17 protein-coding genes are annotated in these 17337 nt (G+C 59.1%); 12 read left to right on the top strand and 5 right to left on the bottom strand.

The features are described from left to right. Positions 1 to 52: 52 nt before the first annotated feature. A complete protein-coding gene (locus tag C8N45_RS04400; RefSeq protein ID WP_114427810.1) occupies positions 53 to 1807 on the bottom strand; it encodes a divergent polysaccharide deacetylase family protein in 1755 nt (584 codons plus the stop codon). A gap of 143 nt (positions 1808 to 1950) precedes the next feature. On the opposite strand from C8N45_RS04400, the gene C8N45_RS04395 reads away from it, so the two are divergent. The 8 genes from C8N45_RS04395 to lexA all read left to right on the top strand — a co-directional run bounded on the left by C8N45_RS04395 (position 1951) and on the right by lexA (position 7840). Beyond that, positions 1951 to 2532, top strand: coding sequence for an anthranilate synthase component II (locus tag C8N45_RS04395; RefSeq protein WP_108384940.1), 582 nt, complete (start codon positions 1951 to 1953; stop codon positions 2530 to 2532). After that, complete coding sequence (gene trpD / locus C8N45_RS04390; RefSeq protein WP_108384939.1) at positions 2529 to 3554, top strand: anthranilate phosphoribosyltransferase; 1026 nt, start codon at positions 2529 to 2531, stop codon at positions 3552 to 3554. Before C8N45_RS04395 ends, trpD begins: the two co-directional genes overlap by 4 nt. After that, on the top strand, positions 3551 to 4000 hold the full coding sequence (locus tag C8N45_RS04385; RefSeq protein WP_108384938.1) for a hypothetical protein: 450 nt from the start codon (positions 3551 to 3553) through the stop codon (positions 3998 to 4000). The genes trpD and C8N45_RS04385 overlap by 4 nt, the downstream gene beginning before the upstream one ends. After that, positions 3993 to 4643, top strand: coding sequence for a uracil-DNA glycosylase (locus tag C8N45_RS04380; RefSeq protein ID WP_108384937.1), 651 nt, complete (start codon positions 3993 to 3995; stop codon positions 4641 to 4643). Before C8N45_RS04385 ends, C8N45_RS04380 begins: the two co-directional genes overlap by 8 nt. Then, entirely contained in the window at positions 4640 to 5446 is an 807-nt protein-coding gene (gene trpC / locus C8N45_RS04375) for an indole-3-glycerol phosphate synthase TrpC (protein WP_108384936.1), read from the top strand. The genes C8N45_RS04380 and trpC overlap by 4 nt, the downstream gene beginning before the upstream one ends. Beyond that, positions 5446 to 5922, top strand: a complete 477-nt coding sequence (gene moaC / locus C8N45_RS04370) for a cyclic pyranopterin monophosphate synthase MoaC (protein WP_108384935.1) — start codon at positions 5446 to 5448, stop codon at positions 5920 to 5922. The genes trpC and moaC overlap by 1 nt, the downstream gene beginning before the upstream one ends. Next, positions 5919 to 7091: a molybdopterin molybdotransferase MoeA gene (locus C8N45_RS04365; RefSeq protein WP_108384934.1), complete on the top strand. Its 1173-nt coding sequence runs from the start codon at positions 5919 to 5921 to the stop codon at positions 7089 to 7091. The genes moaC and C8N45_RS04365 overlap by 4 nt, the downstream gene beginning before the upstream one ends. A 62-nt stretch (positions 7092 to 7153) precedes the next feature. After that, the gene (gene lexA, locus C8N45_RS04360) at positions 7154 to 7840 is read left to right on the top strand and encodes a transcriptional repressor LexA (RefSeq protein ID WP_108384933.1); all 687 of its coding nucleotides are present in this window, start codon (positions 7154 to 7156) and stop codon (positions 7838 to 7840) included. Here the strand turns inward: lexA and C8N45_RS04355 are convergent. Continuing rightward, positions 7837 to 9900: a ComEC/Rec2 family competence protein gene (locus tag C8N45_RS04355; RefSeq protein WP_108385165.1), complete on the bottom strand. Its 2064-nt coding sequence runs from the start codon at positions 9898 to 9900 to the stop codon at positions 7837 to 7839. The genes lexA and C8N45_RS04355 overlap by 4 nt on opposite strands. Before the next feature lie 91 nt (positions 9901 to 9991). On the opposite strand from C8N45_RS04355, the gene gltX reads away from it, so the two are divergent. From gltX to C8N45_RS04335, 4 genes are all read left to right on the top strand, one after another. After that, the gene (gene gltX, locus C8N45_RS04350) at positions 9992 to 11386 is read left to right on the top strand and encodes a glutamate--tRNA ligase (protein ID WP_108384932.1); all 1395 of its coding nucleotides are present in this window, start codon (positions 9992 to 9994) and stop codon (positions 11384 to 11386) included. A 96-nt stretch (positions 11387 to 11482) separates the two neighbouring features. Then, complete coding sequence (locus tag C8N45_RS04345) at positions 11483 to 12778, top strand: citrate synthase (RefSeq protein ID WP_108384931.1); 1296 nt, start codon at positions 11483 to 11485, stop codon at positions 12776 to 12778. 33 nt (positions 12779 to 12811) lie between these two features. Beyond that, positions 12812 to 13321, top strand: coding sequence for a GNAT family N-acetyltransferase (locus tag C8N45_RS04340; protein ID WP_108384930.1), 510 nt, complete (start codon positions 12812 to 12814; stop codon positions 13319 to 13321). Positions 13322 to 13480: 159 nt separating this feature from the next. Continuing rightward, the gene (locus tag C8N45_RS04335; RefSeq protein WP_108384929.1) at positions 13481 to 13978 is read left to right on the top strand and encodes a DUF2087 domain-containing protein; all 498 of its coding nucleotides are present in this window, start codon (positions 13481 to 13483) and stop codon (positions 13976 to 13978) included. On the opposite strand, the gene C8N45_RS04330 is transcribed toward C8N45_RS04335, so the two are convergent. The 3 genes from C8N45_RS04330 to C8N45_RS04320 form a co-directional block, all read right to left on the bottom strand. Continuing rightward, positions 13975 to 14751 (bottom strand): enoyl-CoA hydratase-related protein, encoded by a 777-nt coding sequence (locus C8N45_RS04330; protein ID WP_108384928.1) that lies wholly within the window; start codon positions 14749 to 14751, stop codon positions 13975 to 13977. The genes C8N45_RS04335 and C8N45_RS04330 overlap by 4 nt on opposite strands. A 72-nt stretch (positions 14752 to 14823) precedes the next feature. Then, on the bottom strand, positions 14824 to 15264 hold the full coding sequence (locus C8N45_RS04325; RefSeq protein WP_108384927.1) for a cytochrome c-type biogenesis protein: 441 nt from the start codon (positions 15262 to 15264) through the stop codon (positions 14824 to 14826). After that, positions 15261 to 17231, bottom strand: a complete 1971-nt coding sequence (locus tag C8N45_RS04320; RefSeq protein WP_108385164.1) for a heme lyase CcmF/NrfE family subunit — start codon at positions 17229 to 17231, stop codon at positions 15261 to 15263. The genes C8N45_RS04325 and C8N45_RS04320 overlap by 4 nt, the downstream gene beginning before the upstream one ends. Positions 17232 to 17337 lie beyond the last annotated feature (106 nt).

The following is a 17337-nucleotide window of genomic DNA, read 5'->3' as shown; positions in this document are numbered from 1 at the left end:
CGTTGCGAGAAAAAACTGAGTCACAGCCCATCGGGAAATGCATTGTAACGCTCTAGCGTTCCAACAAGATCGCCGAAGCCGGTGCCAGTTTGTACTGATCGCTGCGGTTGCGCGCAGCCCAAGCAGCAAGCGCATCAAGCGTATCCACACTCATCCGGGCCAGCAAGACGGCGTCGCCTGTTTGGCGGGCACGGAATGCGGCTTGCTCCAACGCGCGATTCACGGCCCGTTGGTCCTGTCCCTGCCCGTCCAGATCGCGTGCGACCTCGGCAGCGGGTACATTCGCTTGCCCTGCGGCGCGCAAGGTATTGCCCAAGCCTTGTTGCACCGCAATCAGCCCGCGCCCTTCTGACGCCAGAACCTGCATGACCTGCGCTGTAACGTTGCGGTCAGACTGAATGCCGTCCTGCCCGTCAGAGAAAAGCAAGACGGCTTCGGGCACGGTGCGAAAGGCTGCTTCAAACGCCACTTCAACATCAGATGGGGTCGCCCCTTCCGGCAGTTGCGCCTGCAACCCGACCTCGATCCCCTTTGCGCGGTAACTTTGCATCCGGCTGGCTGCGTCTGCCCCAAGCGGGTCGATCACGACGGTGACCGGAAAATCGAGTGCGGCCACTTTTTCGGCGGTGACACCGATATCGCCCGCATCGACCAGAACGACGGTCAGCAAAGGAAGTGCATCTGCGTTTTCAAACGGCGTGGCGAACCGCTCGATCGGGGGGGCCTGATCAGACGCACCGTCAGCTGTCTCTTCTGTCGAGTCCAGTGGTGCGGCAGGGGTCGGGGTTACACCGGGCCGATTGACCCGTACTCTTGCTGAGGTGTCCGGCGCTGGCGCGGTTTCGTCACGGGCCTGTTCGTCGACAATGATCGGCGCCCGTGCCAAGACCTCTGGCGCTGGTAATGTGTCATCATCTACGATTTGTGCGGCCAGATCCCGATTGGCCTCAGGCGCGCGCTCCACCCCCTCTGAGGGCACATCAAGCGTGGGGCTGGCTTCGGCGATATTGGCGTCTGTGTCCGACGGCGTTGGCTGGGTTGTTGCCGGTGATGCGTCGTCCTGTGGCGGGTCTACCTCTGTCACCTGTTGGTTCGGTGCATTCATGACCGGTGCCGGCGCTGGCGTCTGCGGTGCGATGATCGTCTCGTCCTCGGCCAGCGCAACCTGCGGCGGGCTTGCGGTCACGTCCGGCGCAACCGGCTCATCCGGTTCGGTCGCGATCTGCGGCTCAACTGCCTCTATTCGGGCTTCGCTTTGCACCGGATCGTCCGCGACGTCCGGCACGGCGGCAGGCGGCTCTGGCACCACCTCTGTTTCCAAGGGCGTCTCTTCAACAGGCAGGGCCTCCTCTTGGGGCGTAGCAATCGCCTGCTCTGCCGGGGCCGGATCAATCTGCGCCTGTGCAGCGGCAGGCAATTCCGCCGGTGCTTGTTCGACTGCGCTGTCCGGCGCCTCTGCGACCGTTTCCTCAGCCTCGGGTTCTGCTGCAGGTGTGTCGACGGGCGCGATGGTGTCAGATGTCTGTTCCGCGACCGCGGGCTGTTCTTCTGTGACCGCAACCTCATCGGTCTGGTCGGGCGCTGCTGCCGACGGCACCTCTGTTTGGGCCTGTGCATCAGGGGCGGGTGCCGCGTCTACAGGTGTCTCTGTGGTTGCGGGGGCGGCGGTTTCTAGCGCCCGTAGGCTGTCTGGGTCATCACCCAGTGCCGGCTCACGCGCAGGCGGTGCGGCCAATTGCGATGTTATGGCCAATGCAAAACCGCCAATGACCAAGCCCCAAAGCCCGCCTGCTACAGTTCCACGCATTCTGCTCACCTTCTTCTTTTGGCCGGGTTCCGGCACCTAGTCCCTTGACGCTAACCAGCGTTGCAGCCCATGTATACCCGAACTTATACTGTCAGCGGTCCGCTGGACGGTAGCCCCTAATTCAAACTACGCGGGATTTCTCAATGCTGTTGTTGATCGATAACTACGATAGTTTCACTTATAATCTTGTGCATTACCTTGGTGAGCTTGGTGCAGATGTGGTCGTCAGGCGCAACGACGCGTTGAATGTCCAGGAAGCGATGGCCATGCGCCCAGAGGCCATTTTGCTGTCACCGGGGCCCTGTGATCCGGCTCAGGCTGGCATTTGCCTGTCGCTGGTCCACGCGGCAGCAGAAGCCAAGCTGCCATTGATGGGGGTCTGTCTGGGTCATCAGGCCATTGGCGAGGCATTCGGCGGCAAGGTCGTGCGCTGTCATGAGATCGTGCATGGCAAAATGGGCCAGATGCACCACAGCCAAAAGGGTCTGTTCCGTGACATCCCCTCCCCGTTCGAGGCCACCCGCTATCATTCGCTGATCGTCGAGCGGTCCAGCCTGCCCGATTGCCTTGACATCACCGCAGAGCTTGAAGATGGCACGATCATGGGCATGCAGCACAAAGAACTGCCGATCCACGGCGTGCAGTTCCACCCCGAAAGCATCGCCTCGGCACATGGGCACAAGTTGCTGGATAATTTCTTGAAAATGACAAAGGTGCCAGCATGAGTGATGCGCTGAAAGCCCTTATCAATGCGGCAGCGGACCGGCCGCTTGACCCGGCAGAGGCGCGGCAAGCGTTCGAGATTCTGTTTGAAGGCGAAGCAACCCCCGCCCAGATCGGCGGTTTGCTGATGGCGCTGCGCACGCGCGGTGAATCTGTTGACGAATACGCCGCCGCTGCCGCTGTGATGCGCGCGAAATGCGTGCCGGTGAATGCGCCCGCGGGTGCGATGGATATTGTCGGCACCGGCGGCGATGGCAAACACACGCTCAATATCTCGACGGCGACCGCTTTTGTGGTGGCGGGCGCAGGCGTGACGGTGGCCAAGCACGGCAACCGCAACCTGTCGTCCAAGTCAGGCACGGCGGATGTGCAAACCCAGATGGGGATCAACGTGATGGTCGGCCCTGAAACCATCGAACGCGCCCTTGCGGAAGCCAACATCGGCTTCATGATGGCCCCGATGCACCACCCTGCCACGAAACATGTGATGCCGGTGCGCGCTGAACTTGGCACAAGAACCATCTTTAACATCTTGGGGCCGTTGACCAATCCCGCAGGTGTCAAGCGGCAGCTAACGGGTGTGTTCAGCCGCGATCTTATTCGCCCCATGGCCGAGACGCTGCATGCCCTTGGATCCGAAGCCGCCTGGCTTGTCCACGGCTCTGACGGCACCGACGAGATGACAATCACGGGGGTGACGTGGGTCGCAGCCCTTGCGGATGGTGAAGTCACCGAATTTGAAATTCACCCGGAGGCCGCCAAGCTGCCCGTTCACCCTTTCGAGTCGATCATCGGGGGCACACCTGAAGATAACGCCAAGGCATTCGCGGCCTTGCTTGACGGTGAACACAGTGCCTACCGCGATGCTGTGTTGCTTAATAGTGCCGCCGCGTTGCTGATCGCGGGCAAGGCAACTGATCTGGAAGAGGGCGTTGCGTTGGCGCGTGACAGTATCGACAGCGGGCAGGCCAAAGAGAAGCTGCAAACACTCGCCCGAATTTCACAGGAAAGCACAACCCCATGACCCTTCAACGTGCGCTTTACCTCATCGTTTCGCTGGCAGCGGCGGGGATGGGAACATGGCTGGCCTATACATCCTATCAGCAGTTGGTCGAGGCGGCACAATTGCGTGAAACCGGCGTGCGAACCATTTCAACGGTCTCGCAAAAATGGATTGTGCCCGGCGAAAGCCCCGATGACAGCCACCGGATCAGGTATGACTTTGTGCTGAATGATCAGGACTACACGTTCGAACGGTCGGTTCCGGTGCCCCTTTACAGGGTCGTGGAAAGCGGGTCGACGTTCGAAGTGACCGTGAGCGAGGAAAGCCCCGACCTGCACGAGATTTATCCCGGCCAATTGGCAGGACGGGCGCAAAATCGGCTGACGGGCGGCATTATCCTGCTTCTGATCGGAATTGCGGTATTCCTGATCAAGGGTGGTGCCTCTATTTTTCGGCGAAATGCCTGAGACATTCGACCTTTCGCGGCTTGGTGCATGGTCTGAACTGCCGTTCTTTGGTCAGCCCCTTGAACGAATTGCCGCCGGGCTTGACGGCCCCTTTCTGCCGCCGCCGGTCCTGACGTTCAGGGCGCTCGAATGCACCCAGCCTCAGGATGTCCGCGCCGTCATTCTGGGACAAGACCCGTATCACACCCCCGGGAAGGCAGATGGGTTGGCATTTTCCATTCCTGACGCGTTTGGCGGCAGGCTCGATAGTCTCGGCAATATTCTCAAGGAATTGGAAAGTGATCTGGGCGTTGCCCGCCGCCGCACATCTTTGCAGGACTGGGCAGACGGCGGTGTGCTGCTGCTCAACACAGCCCTGACCGTGCCGCCGCATGCACCCAAAGCCCACGCAAAGCTGGGGTGGTCGGCCCTTGTCAGCGAGGTTCTGGCGCACCTGTCGGACCGACCACGCGCGTTCTTGTTGTGGGGCGCGCCCGCGCAGGCCTACTCCAACCAACTGGATACGCGACATCTTGTACTCCGATCCCCGCACCCGTCACCATTGTCGGCCCACCGCGGATTTTTCGGCTCGCGCCCATTTTCAAAGGTGAACCAGTGGCTTATTGATCAGGGCGAACGGCCAATAGACTGGGCAGGCGCATGACCGACATACTTGAAAAGATCAAAAACTATAAGCTGGAGGACGTGGCAGCCCGCAAGGCAGCCATCCCGCTGGCCGAAATCGAAGACCGCGCAAAAGACGCCAGCCCCACCCGCGGCTTTCGCGACCGCCTGCTCCAGGATGCGCGCGAAGGCTATGGTCTGATCGCCGAAATCAAGAAAGCCAGCCCATCCAAAGGATTGATCCGCGCCGATTTTGACCCGCCCGCGCTGGCCAAGGCCTATGAGAACGGCGGCGCAAGTTGCCTTTCCGTCCTGACAGACGGGCCATCCTTCCAAGGGGATGACAGCTATCTGGTCGCTGCCCGCGCTGCCTGCGACCTGCCGGCACTGCGCAAGGATTTCATGTATGACACATATCAGATCGCAGAGAGTCGCGCCCTGAATGCAGACTGCATCCTGATCATCATGGCCTCTGTCAGCGATGCACAGGCGCAAGAGCTTGAAGACGCCGCATTCGGCTGGGGCATGGACGTCTTGCTTGAGGTACATGACGCCGAGGAACTTGAGCGCGCAACGATGCTGAAATCGCCGCTAATGGGGATCAACAACCGCAACCTCAAGACATTCGAGACGACACTGGACACGACCCGCACCTTGTCCAAACTCGTCCCCGCTGATCGCACGATTGTTTGCGAAAGCGGGCTGAACACGCCCGAAGATCTGGCCGAGATGGCCCGCTATGGCGCGCGCACTTTTCTGATCGGCGAAAGCCTGATGCGTCAGGACGACGTCGAAGAAGCCACCCGCAAACTGATCGCCAACCCACCACAGGGGGGCATGTAATGTCTGATCTGACCCACTTTGACGAAACAGGTCAGGCGCATATGGTCGATGTGTCCGACAAGCCGGTGACAGCCCGTGTGGCCGTTGCCGAAGGCTTTATCAAGATGACTCCACAGACGCTGGGCCTGATCACCCAAGGCACCGCCAAAAAGGGGGATGTTCTGGGCATCGCCCGCATCGCCGGGATCATGGGGGCCAAGAAAACCGCCGATCTGATCCCCCTGTGTCACCCGCTGCCGATCACAAAGGTTGCCATCGACCTGACCCCTGATACCGCCCTGCCCGGCGTGCGGATCACCGCAACCGTCAAGACCGGCGGCCAGACCGGCGTCGAGATGGAAGCGCTGACCGCCGTCAGTACAGCCGCGCTAACCGTCTATGACATGGTAAAGGCCGTCCAGAAAGACATGGAAATCGGCGCGATCCGCCTGACCTTCAAAGACGGTGGCAAAAGCGGTCGGTTCGAAAATAAATGATCACCGTCGATGAAGCCCTCGGGCAGCTTTTTGCGCTTGCCAGCCCGCTTGGCAGCGAAGAGGTGGCTTTGATTGATGCCGCAGGCCGCATCCTGGCCGAAGATGTACAAGCCCGCAGGCAGCAACCGCCCTTTGCCGCCTCTGCCATGGATGGCTATGCGGTTGATGGCGCTGATGTCGCCCCCGGTGCACGCTTTGCCGTGATCGGTGAGGCAGCAGCGGGACACAGATTTGAAAAGACTGTTGGCAATTGCGAGGCGGTGCGTATCTTTACCGGTGCGCCCCTGCCCGCAGGCACCAACCATGTCGTTATTCAAGAAGACGTCACGCGCGATGGTGACGCAATCATCCTGAATGGAACTCTGGACAGCAACCCTTACGTCCGCCCCGCTGGTGCAGACTTCAATGCAGGCGACATGATCAAGGCCCCGCGCGCGCTCAGCCCTTCAGACGTGGCACTTCTGGCGGCGATGAACATCGCGACTGTGCCTGTGACACGCCAACCGCAGGTCGCAATCATCGCTACCGGCGATGAACTGGTGCAACCCGGCGAAACACCGGGCCCTGACCAGATTATCGCCTCCAACTCCTATGGGCTGGCTGCGTTGGTCCGCCAATTGGGAGGCCATCCCCGGCTGCTGCCGATCGCGCGCGACACTGTGCCCGCACTGGAACTAGCCTTTGATCTGGCCAAAGGCGCCGATCTGATTGTGACCATCGGGGGGGCGTCTGTCGGCGACCATGATCTGGTTGGGCAAGTCGCCATGGCGCAAGGGATGGAAAGGTCATTCTACAAAATCGCCATGCGCCCGGGAAAACCGCTGATGGCGGGACGTCTGGCAGATGCGATGATGATAGGGCTGCCCGGAAACCCCGTGTCAGCGATGGTCTGCGGACACATTTTTGTGGCCCCCGTCCTGCGCAAGATGCTGGGTCTGGGGGCCCAATCGGCACCGCGTCTTACTGCGACGCTCGCCGCGCCCGTTGGCCCGAACGGCCCGCGCGAACATTACATGCGCGCGCATGCCGGACCCGAAGGTGTCACGATCTTTGATCGTCAAGACAGCGCTCTTTTGTCGGTTTTGGCCGACGCAAACTGTCTGGCAGTGCGACCAATAGACGACCCCGCCCGCGCCGCAGGTGATCCGATCAATATCGTGCAACTCTAAAGCGTTGACACAAAACAGGAACATGAGTAGAACATATGCAAAACCTGTGAGGGGAGCAGCCTATGTTGACCAAGAAACAACTCGATCTGTTGGAATTCATTCACAAGCGGGTGCAGCGCGACGGCGTGCCGCCCAGTTTTGATGAAATGAAAGAGGCGCTTGACTTGCGCTCAAAATCCGGGATCCACCGGCTTATTACCGCATTGGAAGAGCGCGGATTTATCCGCCGTCTGGCCCATCGCGCCCGCGCGCTGGAAATCGTCAAGTTGCCGGATGCGATGCAGGGCAATAGCGGCTTTTCGCCCCGCGTGATCGACGGCGACAAGCCCGACCAGCGCCCCCCCGCCGCGATGGAAATCTCGGGCGGCGCGGTGGAACTGTCGTTGATGGGCAAGATCGCCGCCGGTGTCCCGATAGAGGCTGTCAGCGACGCCAACAACAAGGTGCACGTGCCGCAGTCCATGGTTGGTCAAGGCGCCCACTATGCGCTTGAAGTCAAAGGTAATTCGATGATCGACGCTGGCATCAACGAAGGCGATGTGGTGGTTATCCGCGAAACCAGCGTGGCAGAGAATGGCGATATTGTTGTCGCCGTTGTCGAAGGGTACGAAGCAACGCTTAAACGCTTCCGCAAGAAAGACAAAATGATCGCGCTTGAGGCGGCAAATCCGGCCTACGAGACCCGCGTTTTCCGTGAAGAGCAGGTCGAAGTGCAGGGCCGTCTGGTCGGCCTGATCCGCAGTTATTAAGGTTTAAGAACAATGGGCGGTTGGGCTGGTCCTTGCCGCCGGTTCCATGGACGGTTGCCTGCGACCCCGTGGGCCGTCGTGACCACCAGTTGACCGGTTGCATCCTGACTTAGCGCCAGTGACCCCGTGTTGCGCAACGCCTTGATATCAAAGACAAGGCAGGGCCGCGCCTCTGGCACCTCCTGATTGCTGATCAGCACATCGGCGCCACCGCACCCTGTCAAATCCGCCAATGCCGTTTTGCCAGAAACCTGCGTGATCTGCCACGGCCCCAAATGCGCGGTCACGACACGCCCTGCCCTTTGCAAGCCTTTGCGCGATGCTGCAATGTCCTGTGCGACGGGGGCGCCATCATTTTCAAGCCAGATACCGGCAACAAAGCTACTGCCAGTCGGTTTTGACAGCACGCGCCCCTGATCACTGGAAAGGCCCAGCAGACTGCCGTTATCCGCCACGAGCAGGTCAGGCCGCGTGGATTGCTGCCAGATCAACAGGGCAACCACCACCGCAACGCCGCCTGCGTAGCGCCCGCGCCCTTGCCACAGAACCGCCCACAACAGCCCGATAGTCAGGATCGGCAAGACCGCAACATGGGGTGCCACAACATGGCTCAGCGCGCCGGAAAGCCCCGCCACATTCTCGGCCACATATAATATCCACCGTAATCCCAGGTCCATGAACCACAGGCCGATTTTCCAACCGCCGATTGGTGCAAGGCAGGCCGTCAGCACCGCTGCCGGCATCACAAGCATCCCCATCAGCGGAACGCTCAGCAGATTGGCGATCAATCCATAGTGCGAGATCTGGTTGAAATGGGCGGCTGCAAAAGGGGCCGTGGCAAAGCCTGCAACAGCCGACGAAATCACAACGGACATGACCCCTTGCACCCATTTTGGCAGCTTGTACGTGTCAAAGCGGCGCAACCATCCAAACACTGCCACCAACGCCGTCGTCGCCGCAAATGACATCTGGAACCCCGGCCCCATCAACGATTCGGGTTGCCAGACCAGAATGATAATCGCGGCCATCGCGACGGCCCGCAGCGTCAGCGCACGCCTGTCCAGCAAGACGGCCACAAACATGACCCCAACCATGATATAGGCCCGCTCTGTCGCGACATTGCCACCCGACAACGCCAGATAAAATGCGCCCACGACCAAAGCGCAGACCGCCGCGATTTTCTTGGTGGGCCAGCCCAGTGCAATGACCGGAATCAAGGCCAATCCGCCGCGGATCAGGGCAAAGACAAAGCCCGTGAGCAGCCCCATATGCAGGCCGGATATGGCCAGCAGGTGCGCCAGATTGGATGCGCGCAGCGCTGCCAGCGTGTCCTGCCCCATCGCTGACCGGTCCCCGGTCATGATTGCGGCAGCAAATGCGCCGGTCTCTCCCGGCATCGCCGTCTGGACCGCATGCGAAAGGCGCATGCGGGCAGTAAAAATCGCCATGCCCCACCCTGCCCCTTGCGGCGTTTCCCATCGCAGCACCGGCGTTCTTGTGTAGCCCACGGCACCCAGTTTGAGAAACCATGCGTGGCGTTGAAAATCGAATCCCCCAGGCTCGGCCGGGCCTGCGGGCGGTGACAAATGTCCGGTCATGATAAGCGTTTCGCCAGGTTCGTATGACGTCAACAGCTGATCGCCATGTACCGACACGCGCACACGTGCGGGTGTGCGTTCCGACGACATGCGTTCGAGAACCACGTGATCAAGCGTCAATCGCGGCGCGTCGCTTGCGGACCTGTCGATATTGACGATGCGGCCCTGGATCGGTCCGTAGTAGCGAAAGCCCAAAACCGGTGCATCCACATGATCGGTCCGGAACTTGGCGAGACCAATTCCCGTCAGCACAAGGATCATCGCCATGAAAACGGGCGCGTAGGCCACATTCACCAGCCGCCAGAGCACAGCGAGAAACACTGCGGCCATGGCAAGCCCCGCCAGCAAAACAAAATCCGGTTCCTGCTGAGCCGAAAAATACAGCCCGATGCCAATGCCCAGACAGACCGGCACCCATCCGATAAGCGCGCCACGCTGGGCCAGCAGCGTTTGTTCGATCACGGCGCGCACTTGTCCTTCACCCCGCAGTCTTCTATCCCCTGCCAAAGCCCGAGTTTAGGGCAAAGCTGGTTAGCGAAAGGTTAATTCCGCCATGACTGTTGTCACACGTTTTGCCCCGTCACCCACTGGTGCGCTGCATATCGGCAGCGCCCGCACGGCATTGTTCAACTGGCTTTATGCACGCGGTCGCGGCGGAAAGTTCCTGTTGCGGATCGAAGACACCGACAAGGCGCGCTCAACCGACGCGAACACGCAGATTATTCTGGACGGGTTAAACTGGCTTGGGCTGGATTGGGATGGCGATGTCAGCAGTCAATCCGACCATGCCACCCGCCACGCGGAAGTGGCCCACGCCCTGCTGGCCGATGGTCACGCCTATAAGTGTTTTAGCACACAAGAAGAAATCGAGACGTTCCGGGAAAAGGCACGCGCTGAAAAGTCATCGACCCTGTTCAGGTCGCCGTGGCGCGACCAGCCCGACAGCGCGCACCCCGATGCACCTTACGTGATCCGCATCAAGGCCCCGCGCGACGGCCAGACGACCCTGCATGATGAAGTGCAAGGCGATGTGACATGGTCCAATGACCAGTTGGATGACATGGTGCTGCTGCGTTCTGACGGGACCCCGGTTTATATGCTTGCCGTTGTCGTGGACGATCACGATATGGGAGTCACTCATGTGATCCGGGGTGATGATCATCTGGCCAACGCCTTTCGGCAAAATCTTATCTATGACGCGATGGGTTGGGACAAACCCACGCTGGCGCATATCCCCCTGATTTTTGGACCTGATGGAAAAAAACTGTCAAAACGTCACGGCGCGACGGGGGCAGCTGAATATCAGGCGATGGGCTATCCGGCAGCAGGCATGCGCAACTATCTGGCGCGCCTCGGCTGGAGCCATGGCGACGATGAATTCTTTACCGACGCGCAGGCCAAAGCGTGGTTTGACCTGAGCGGAATCGGCAAATCTCCGGCGCGTTTTGACTTCAAGAAGCTTGAAAACATCTGTGGACAACACATCGCGATTGCGGACGATGCTGCACTGCTGCAAGAAATGCAGGACTATCTGCGCGCAAAAGGCGAAACACCTTTGTCGGATGCGCAGGCGGACGGAATGTTGCGTGCCCTCTATTGCTTGAAAGAACGGGCCAAGACATTCCCTGATCTTATTGAAAAAGCGCAGTTTATTCTGAACGAACGTCCAATTGTGCCCGATGAAAAAGCTGCAAAAAACCTTGATAATGTATCCCGTGGTATACTGGGCGAATTGACGCCGCAGTTGCAAAATGCTAGCTGGTCACGTGATATACTAGAGAGTGTGGTTTCATCCGTTGCTGCCAGCCACGACATGAAATTGGGCAAACTTGCTGGGCCGCTGCGCGCGGCTTTGGCCGGGCGCGCCGTCTCTCCGAGTGTGTTTGATATGATGTTGGTTCTGGGTCGGGACGAAACCATTGCCCGCCTGCAAGATGCAAGTACCTGAAACGCGTTCGTTTCGAGTAGGGACGAGCTGAACGGGATCAACATCGCTGCGCTTGCGACGCATTGACTGCGCGCCAACTGAGATAGGGAAATGCACATGGCTCAAAATACCGATACCGCAAAGCTCACCATCAAAGGTGAGACGTACGACTTGCCAATCCATTCCCCCACCAACGGGCCGGATGTTGTTGATATCCGCAAGCTTTATGCGCAGGCGAACGTCTTTACGTACGACCCCGCCTTTACCTCGACCGCCGCGTGCGACAGTACGATCACTTTTATTGACGGCGACAAAGGCGAGCTTTTGCACCGTGGCTATCCGATCGACCAGCTGGCCAGTAAGTCCCACTATCTCGAAGTCTGCTATCTGCTGCTTTACGGTGAATTGCCCTCTGCCGAGGAGCTGGAAAATTTTGAATCGCTCGTGACCAATCACACGATGATCCACGAACAAATGCATAACTTCTTCCGCGGCTTCCGCCGCGATGCACACCCGATGGCGACCATGGTTGGTGTTGTCGGAGCGATGTCTGCATTTTATCACGATTCCACCGACATCAGCGACCCGCACCAGCGCGAAGTTGCAACGATCCGCCTGATTGCCAAGATGCCGACAGTGGCTGCGATGGCCTATAAATATTCGATCGGCCAACCGTTTGTGTACCCGCGCAATGATCTGGATTATGCGGCCAACTTCCTGCACATGTGCTTTGCTGTCCCCGCACAGGACTATCAAGTTGACCCGATCCTGAGCCGCGCGATGGACCGGATTTTCACGCTGCATGCCGACCATGAACAAAACGCCTCGACCTCGACGGTGCGCTTGGCGTCATCATCCGGTGCGAACCCCTTTGCCTGTATTGCCGCGGGTATCGCTTGCCTTTGGGGGCCTGCCCATGGTGGGGCAAACCAAGCCTGTCTTGAAATGCTCAAGGAAATTGGCACGCCTGACCGCATTCCTGAATTTATCGCCCGCGCCAAGGACAAGAACGACAGCTATCGCCTGATGGGCTTTGGCCACCGCGTTTACAAAAACTTCGACCCGCGCGCGACGGTCATGAAAGAAAGCGCGGATGAGGTTCTTGATTTACTCGGCGTGGAAAACAACCCGATCCTTCAGGTTGCGAAAGAGCTGGAAAAGCAGGCGCTTGCAGATCCCTATTTCGCCGACAAGAAGCTGTTCCCGAATGTGGACTTTTATTCCGGTATCATCCTTGAGGCGATGGGCTTTCCCACATCAATGTTCACGCCGATCTTTGCATTGGCCCGGACTGTGGGCTGGATTTCCCAATGGAAAGAACAACTGGCCGATCCACAACTAAAGATCGGTCGCCCCCGACAGCTGTATCTGGGCGAAACGACCCGCGACTATGTCGATATCGAAAAACGCTAATCAGGTAGGGCTGCCCTCGGGCGGCCCTTTCCTATGGTGGTCCTGACCACACCGCGCCTGCAATTGCGCGGCCCCGTGCCGCGTGATCTGGACGCAATGTTTGCGACCTACAGCGACCCGGGTGCGATGAAATACTGGTCAACAGAACCGCACGCGACAGCCGACATCACACAGGAACTGCTGGATCGCCGGATCGCCGCATGGCAGGTGGCCCCCTTGAATTTCCAGATCACGATGGGCGATCAATATATTGGAAATGCGGGAAACTTTCGACATGATGAAATCGGCTTCATGCTGCATCCCGACTATTGGCGCCAAGGCATCCTGACCGAGGCTATGGGTGCCATCATCCCCTATCTGTTTGCCAACACAGACCATGCCCGACTGACTGCGGACGCGGACCCTGAAAATCATGCATCCTGTGGATTGCTCAGATCGCTGGGGTTCGCGGAAACGCACCGCGCAAGGAATACATTTTGCATCAATGGCGTCTGGTCTGACAGCGTCTACTTTGCCTTGCCACGCCCCGCGACTTTGCGCTAATCAAGAAGCGGTCATCAGTTCACCAAGGCGTCGCCAGCCCGGCCACGGGCCACGCTAAACCTGATATTGGCAGATTTGCACCGCTGACCTTTTCAGCCGGGCGACAAGGGCGACCATCAAACCCGAGCGGGTTCCGGCGATGATCAAAAGGGCCAGAGCATGCCAAAAGAAATGATTTCCATCACGATTACCGACCTGTCCGCATTCACCAAGGACTTGCGAAACGCCTTGATACAACGCGATGAACTGCCCGGACATGCCACCATGCTGGGCGTGGTGGCCAAGGCTGCGGGATATGAGAACTTTCAACATCTGAAAGCCGCAAGACCTGCGACACGCACACCGGCGCAAAGCAAGCAACTGGGGAAAGCCCTGCGCACGTTTGACAATGGGATCATGATCCGCTGGCCCAAACAAACCGCCATTCAGGGGCTTTGCCTTTGGCCGTTCTGGGCGGCCCTGCCCGCCCGCACTGACCTGAGCGAAAAACAGGTCAACGCAATCTTGAATGCTGGCCACAGCTTTGGCGACCATGCGCTGTTGCGCCGATCACTGGTTGATCACCGGATGGTGCAACGCACGAAAGACGGCAAGATCTACCGCCGGATCGAACAGGCACCACCCCCTGATGCAAAGGCGCTGATGGCTGCGATCTAACGCCCTTCGTAACGGGGCGCGCGCTTTTCAAGGAAGGACACGACACCTTCCTGGAAGTCGCGCGTCATACCGCATTTGCCTTGCAACCTTGCTTCCAGCGCCAACTGTTCATCCAGCGAGTTTTCGAACGATCCACGGATCGCCTTTTTCAATTGGCGATAGGCAACGGTCGGCCCTGTTGCCAGGTGGGCGGCACGCTTTTGCACATGGTCCAGAAACGTGTCCGCGGGTGCGGTTTCATAGATCATGCCCCAGTCCGCGGCCTGCTTCGCGCTGATCTTATCGGCAAACAGAGCAGCCCCCATCGCTTTGGCAGCACCCATCTGGCGGGGCAACCAATAGGTGCCACCCGCATCCGGGATCAGGCCAATGCGGGTAAAGGCCTGCACGAAATAGGCATCCTCTGACGCGATCACCACGTCGGCGGCCAAAGCCAGATTGGCCCCCGCACCCGCAGCAGCCCCATTGACCGCAGAAATCGTTGGCACACGGCAATCAAAGATCGCCTTGAGCATCGGCACATATTCGTCGCGTAGCGTGCGCTCCATGTCGATATTCGCAGCAGAACCGCCATCGCCCAAATCCTGCCCCGAACAAAAGGCGCTGCCTGCCCCTGTCATGATTATGACGCGGGCCTCTTTTTCCGCTGCTTTGAAGGCATGGGTGATTTCGGCCCGCATTTGCGTGTTCAGCGCATTCATAACCGTTGGCCGGTTCAGCGTGATAACAGCGACGGAATTACGGATGACAAGTTGGATTGCCTGATAGTCCATGCGCGGGGTCCCCCAATAATGCGTTGTCCCCAACTTACTGAACGGATCAGTTCAGGAAAGCCCAACCGTACGTCAGGAGCGTAAAATTTCGTCCAGTTCGGCCTTTTCTTCTGCCGTCAGCCCCTCTTCCGCTGGTTTGCGCCGCCGGATCACTGTCCAGCCGACACCAAGGGCCATCAGAAACAGCGCAGGTGCTGCAAGCCACAAGATCAGATTGGCCCCTTGTGCGTCAGGACGCAGCAACACGAACTCGCCGTAACGGGATACGATATAATCAACCGCCTCTTGGTCGCTGTCGCCCGCGACAATCCGTTCACGCAGCACGATGCGCAGTTCCTTGGCCAATGTGGCGTTGGATTCGTCAATGCTTTCGTTCTGACAAACCGGGCAGCGCAACCCTTGTGACACCGCGCGCGCCCGCTCCTCTAGCGCGGGATCATCAAGCATCTCGGACGGCTCTACCGCCCACAGGGGCGTTGCAAGAAAGGCCAGCAGGATCAAAAGCTGTCTCATTCTGCTGGCACCGCGTTTGTCCGTTTGGCCGCCGCTGCCCCGACGCGCAAACGACGATCCGACAGTGAAAAACAGCCGCCCAGAGCCATCAGGATCGCACCGCCCCAAATCCAGTTAGCAAAGGGTTTGACATAGACACGCACTGCAAACCCGCCTGCATCCTGCGGATCACCGATCACGACATAGATGTCGCGCAAGATGCCGTTACGGATGGCGGCCTCTGTTGTGGGCATGTTGGCGACGGGATAGAACCGCTTTTCAGGCTTGAGCGTGGCGATCTGCCTGTCGCCCTGCCAGACCGACATGGTTGCCAGCGTCGTCACGTAATTCGGGCCCTGCAAACGCTCGACATCTTCAAGCCCGAAGCCAAACTGCCCGACTTCCCAACGATCGCCAATGTCGGCGACGCGGATATCTTCCTTTTGCCATGCCAGCATTGCCGCAATCCCAAAGATCGTGACACCCATGCCGATATGCGCCGTGGCCTTGCCCCAGTCGGCGCGCGGCAAGCGCGATATACGGCGCAAGCGCACGGTCCAGCCTTCGCGGCCACTGCGCATCCACAAATCGGCAAGCGCGCCGCCCACGACCCAGACACCAAGGGCAACACCGACCGGCCCCAAAGCCGACTTCCCGCTTTGAATGGCAAAGGCCAGCCCCGCGAGCGCCACCGCGAGCAGCAGCCACATGCCAAGCGACTTTGACGCGCGCTCCAGAGTACCGCGCTTCCATGCGATGACCGACCCCAGCGGCAGCACAATCGCCAGCGCCACCATAAAGGGCGTGAAGGCCGCATCAAAGAAAGGCGGCCCCACCGACAAGGTGCGCCCGAACAGCACTTCTGCCACCAAGGGCCAGATTGTCCCGATAAAGACGACAAAGGCACTGACGGCCAAAAGTATATTGTTCAGCACCAAGGCGCTTTCACGGCTCACCACTGAAAACACACCCTTGGCTTCCATCGCACCGGCGCGTGCCGCAAAAAGCGTCAGCGCCCCGCCCAGAAAGACAGCCAGAATGATCAGGATCAACATGCCGCGTTCGGGGTCGTTGGCAAAGGCATGGACCGAGGTCAGAACGCCAGAGCGCACGATAAAGGCCCCCAGCAGCGAAAAGCCGAACGCAAGGATTGCCAGCAGAATGGTCCAGCTTTTCAGTGCTTCGCGCTTTTCCACGACAATGGCCGAATGCAACAATGCCGCCGAGATCAGCCAAGGCATAAAGGATGCGTTTTCAACAGGATCCCAGAACCAGAAACCGCCCCAACCCAATTCGTAGTAGGCCCACCATGACCCAAGCGCGATGCCTACCGTCAGGAACATCCATGCCGCCAACGTCCATGGTCGCACCCAGCGGCCCCATGCTGCGTCAACACGCCCTTCGATCAAGGCCGCGATGGCAAATGAAAATGCCATGCTCAGTCCGACATAGCCCAGATACAAAAACGGCGGATGGAAAGCCAAACCGGGATCTTGCAAGAGCGGGTTCAAATCGCGCCCGTTAAGTGGCGGCACCGCCAGCCGCAGGAACGGGTTCGATGTAAACAGGATAAAGGCATAGAACGCGACCGAGATTGACGCCTGCACCGCAAGTACCCGCGCGCGCAGACGGTCGGGTAGCCCGCCGCCAAACCAGGCTGCGCAGGCCCCGAACAGCGCCAATATCAGCACCCAAAGCAGCATCGACCCTTCGTGATTGCCCCACACGCCCGAGATTTTGTAGATCATCGGCTTGTCAGTGTGGGAATTGGCGTAGACCAGCCGGAGCGAAAAATCCGACGTCACAAATGCCCATGTCAAAGCGGCAAAAGACCCTGCAACCAGTATGAATTGCACGGACGCGGCAGGCACAGCCATGGCCATCCAACCTGCGTTACCACGATGCGCCCCAACCATGGGAATGATCATCTGGACGATGGCAACGCCAAAGGCCAGAATCAATGCGTAATGCCCGAGTTCTGTAATCATGGGGAAGTCATACTGCAAAGCGAAACCGGACAACATAGTTGCCCGGTCAAATTTTCGACAGTTGCAGCACAATCGCGCAATTCTAACCCGATGTTTTCTCTCTTCA

The sequence above is a fragment of the Yoonia sediminilitoris genome (assembly GCF_003058085.1).
Taxonomy (GTDB): domain Bacteria; phylum Pseudomonadota; class Alphaproteobacteria; order Rhodobacterales; family Rhodobacteraceae; genus Yoonia; species Yoonia sediminilitoris.
Note: the sequence above shows the minus strand (reverse complement) of the source record. Positions and strands in the feature narration are given on the sequence as shown.

Coding starts and splice junctions, on each gene's coding strand:
- C8N45_RS04325 (WP_108384927.1), bottom strand. CDS start 15,264: ATGAGACAGCTTTTGATCCTGCTGGCCTTTCTTGCAACGCCCCTGTGG.
- C8N45_RS04385 (WP_108384938.1), top strand. CDS start 3,551: ATGACCCTTCAACGTGCGCTTTACCTCATCGTTTCGCTGGCAGCGGCG.
- gltX (WP_108384932.1), top strand. CDS start 9,992: ATGACTGTTGTCACACGTTTTGCCCCGTCACCCACTGGTGCGCTGCAT.
- moaC (WP_108384935.1), top strand. CDS start 5,446: ATGTCTGATCTGACCCACTTTGACGAAACAGGTCAGGCGCATATGGTC.
- C8N45_RS04380 (WP_108384937.1), top strand. CDS start 3,993: ATGCCTGAGACATTCGACCTTTCGCGGCTTGGTGCATGGTCTGAACTG.
- C8N45_RS04400 (WP_114427810.1), bottom strand. CDS start 1,807: ATGCGTGGAACTGTAGCAGGCGGGCTTTGGGGCTTGGTCATTGGCGGT.
- lexA (WP_108384933.1), top strand. CDS start 7,154: ATGTTGACCAAGAAACAACTCGATCTGTTGGAATTCATTCACAAGCGG.
- C8N45_RS04320 (WP_108385164.1), bottom strand. CDS start 17,231: ATGATTACAGAACTCGGGCATTACGCATTGATTCTGGCCTTTGGCGTT.
- trpD (WP_108384939.1), top strand. CDS start 2,529: ATGAGTGATGCGCTGAAAGCCCTTATCAATGCGGCAGCGGACCGGCCG.
- C8N45_RS04340 (WP_108384930.1), top strand. CDS start 12,812: ATGGTGGTCCTGACCACACCGCGCCTGCAATTGCGCGGCCCCGTGCCG.
- C8N45_RS04335 (WP_108384929.1), top strand. CDS start 13,481: ATGCCAAAAGAAATGATTTCCATCACGATTACCGACCTGTCCGCATTC.
- trpC (WP_108384936.1), top strand. CDS start 4,640: ATGACCGACATACTTGAAAAGATCAAAAACTATAAGCTGGAGGACGTG.
- C8N45_RS04395 (WP_108384940.1), top strand. CDS start 1,951: ATGCTGTTGTTGATCGATAACTACGATAGTTTCACTTATAATCTTGTG.
- C8N45_RS04345 (WP_108384931.1), top strand. CDS start 11,483: ATGGCTCAAAATACCGATACCGCAAAGCTCACCATCAAAGGTGAGACG.
- C8N45_RS04330 (WP_108384928.1), bottom strand. CDS start 14,751: ATGGACTATCAGGCAATCCAACTTGTCATCCGTAATTCCGTCGCTGTT.
- C8N45_RS04365 (WP_108384934.1), top strand. CDS start 5,919: ATGATCACCGTCGATGAAGCCCTCGGGCAGCTTTTTGCGCTTGCCAGC.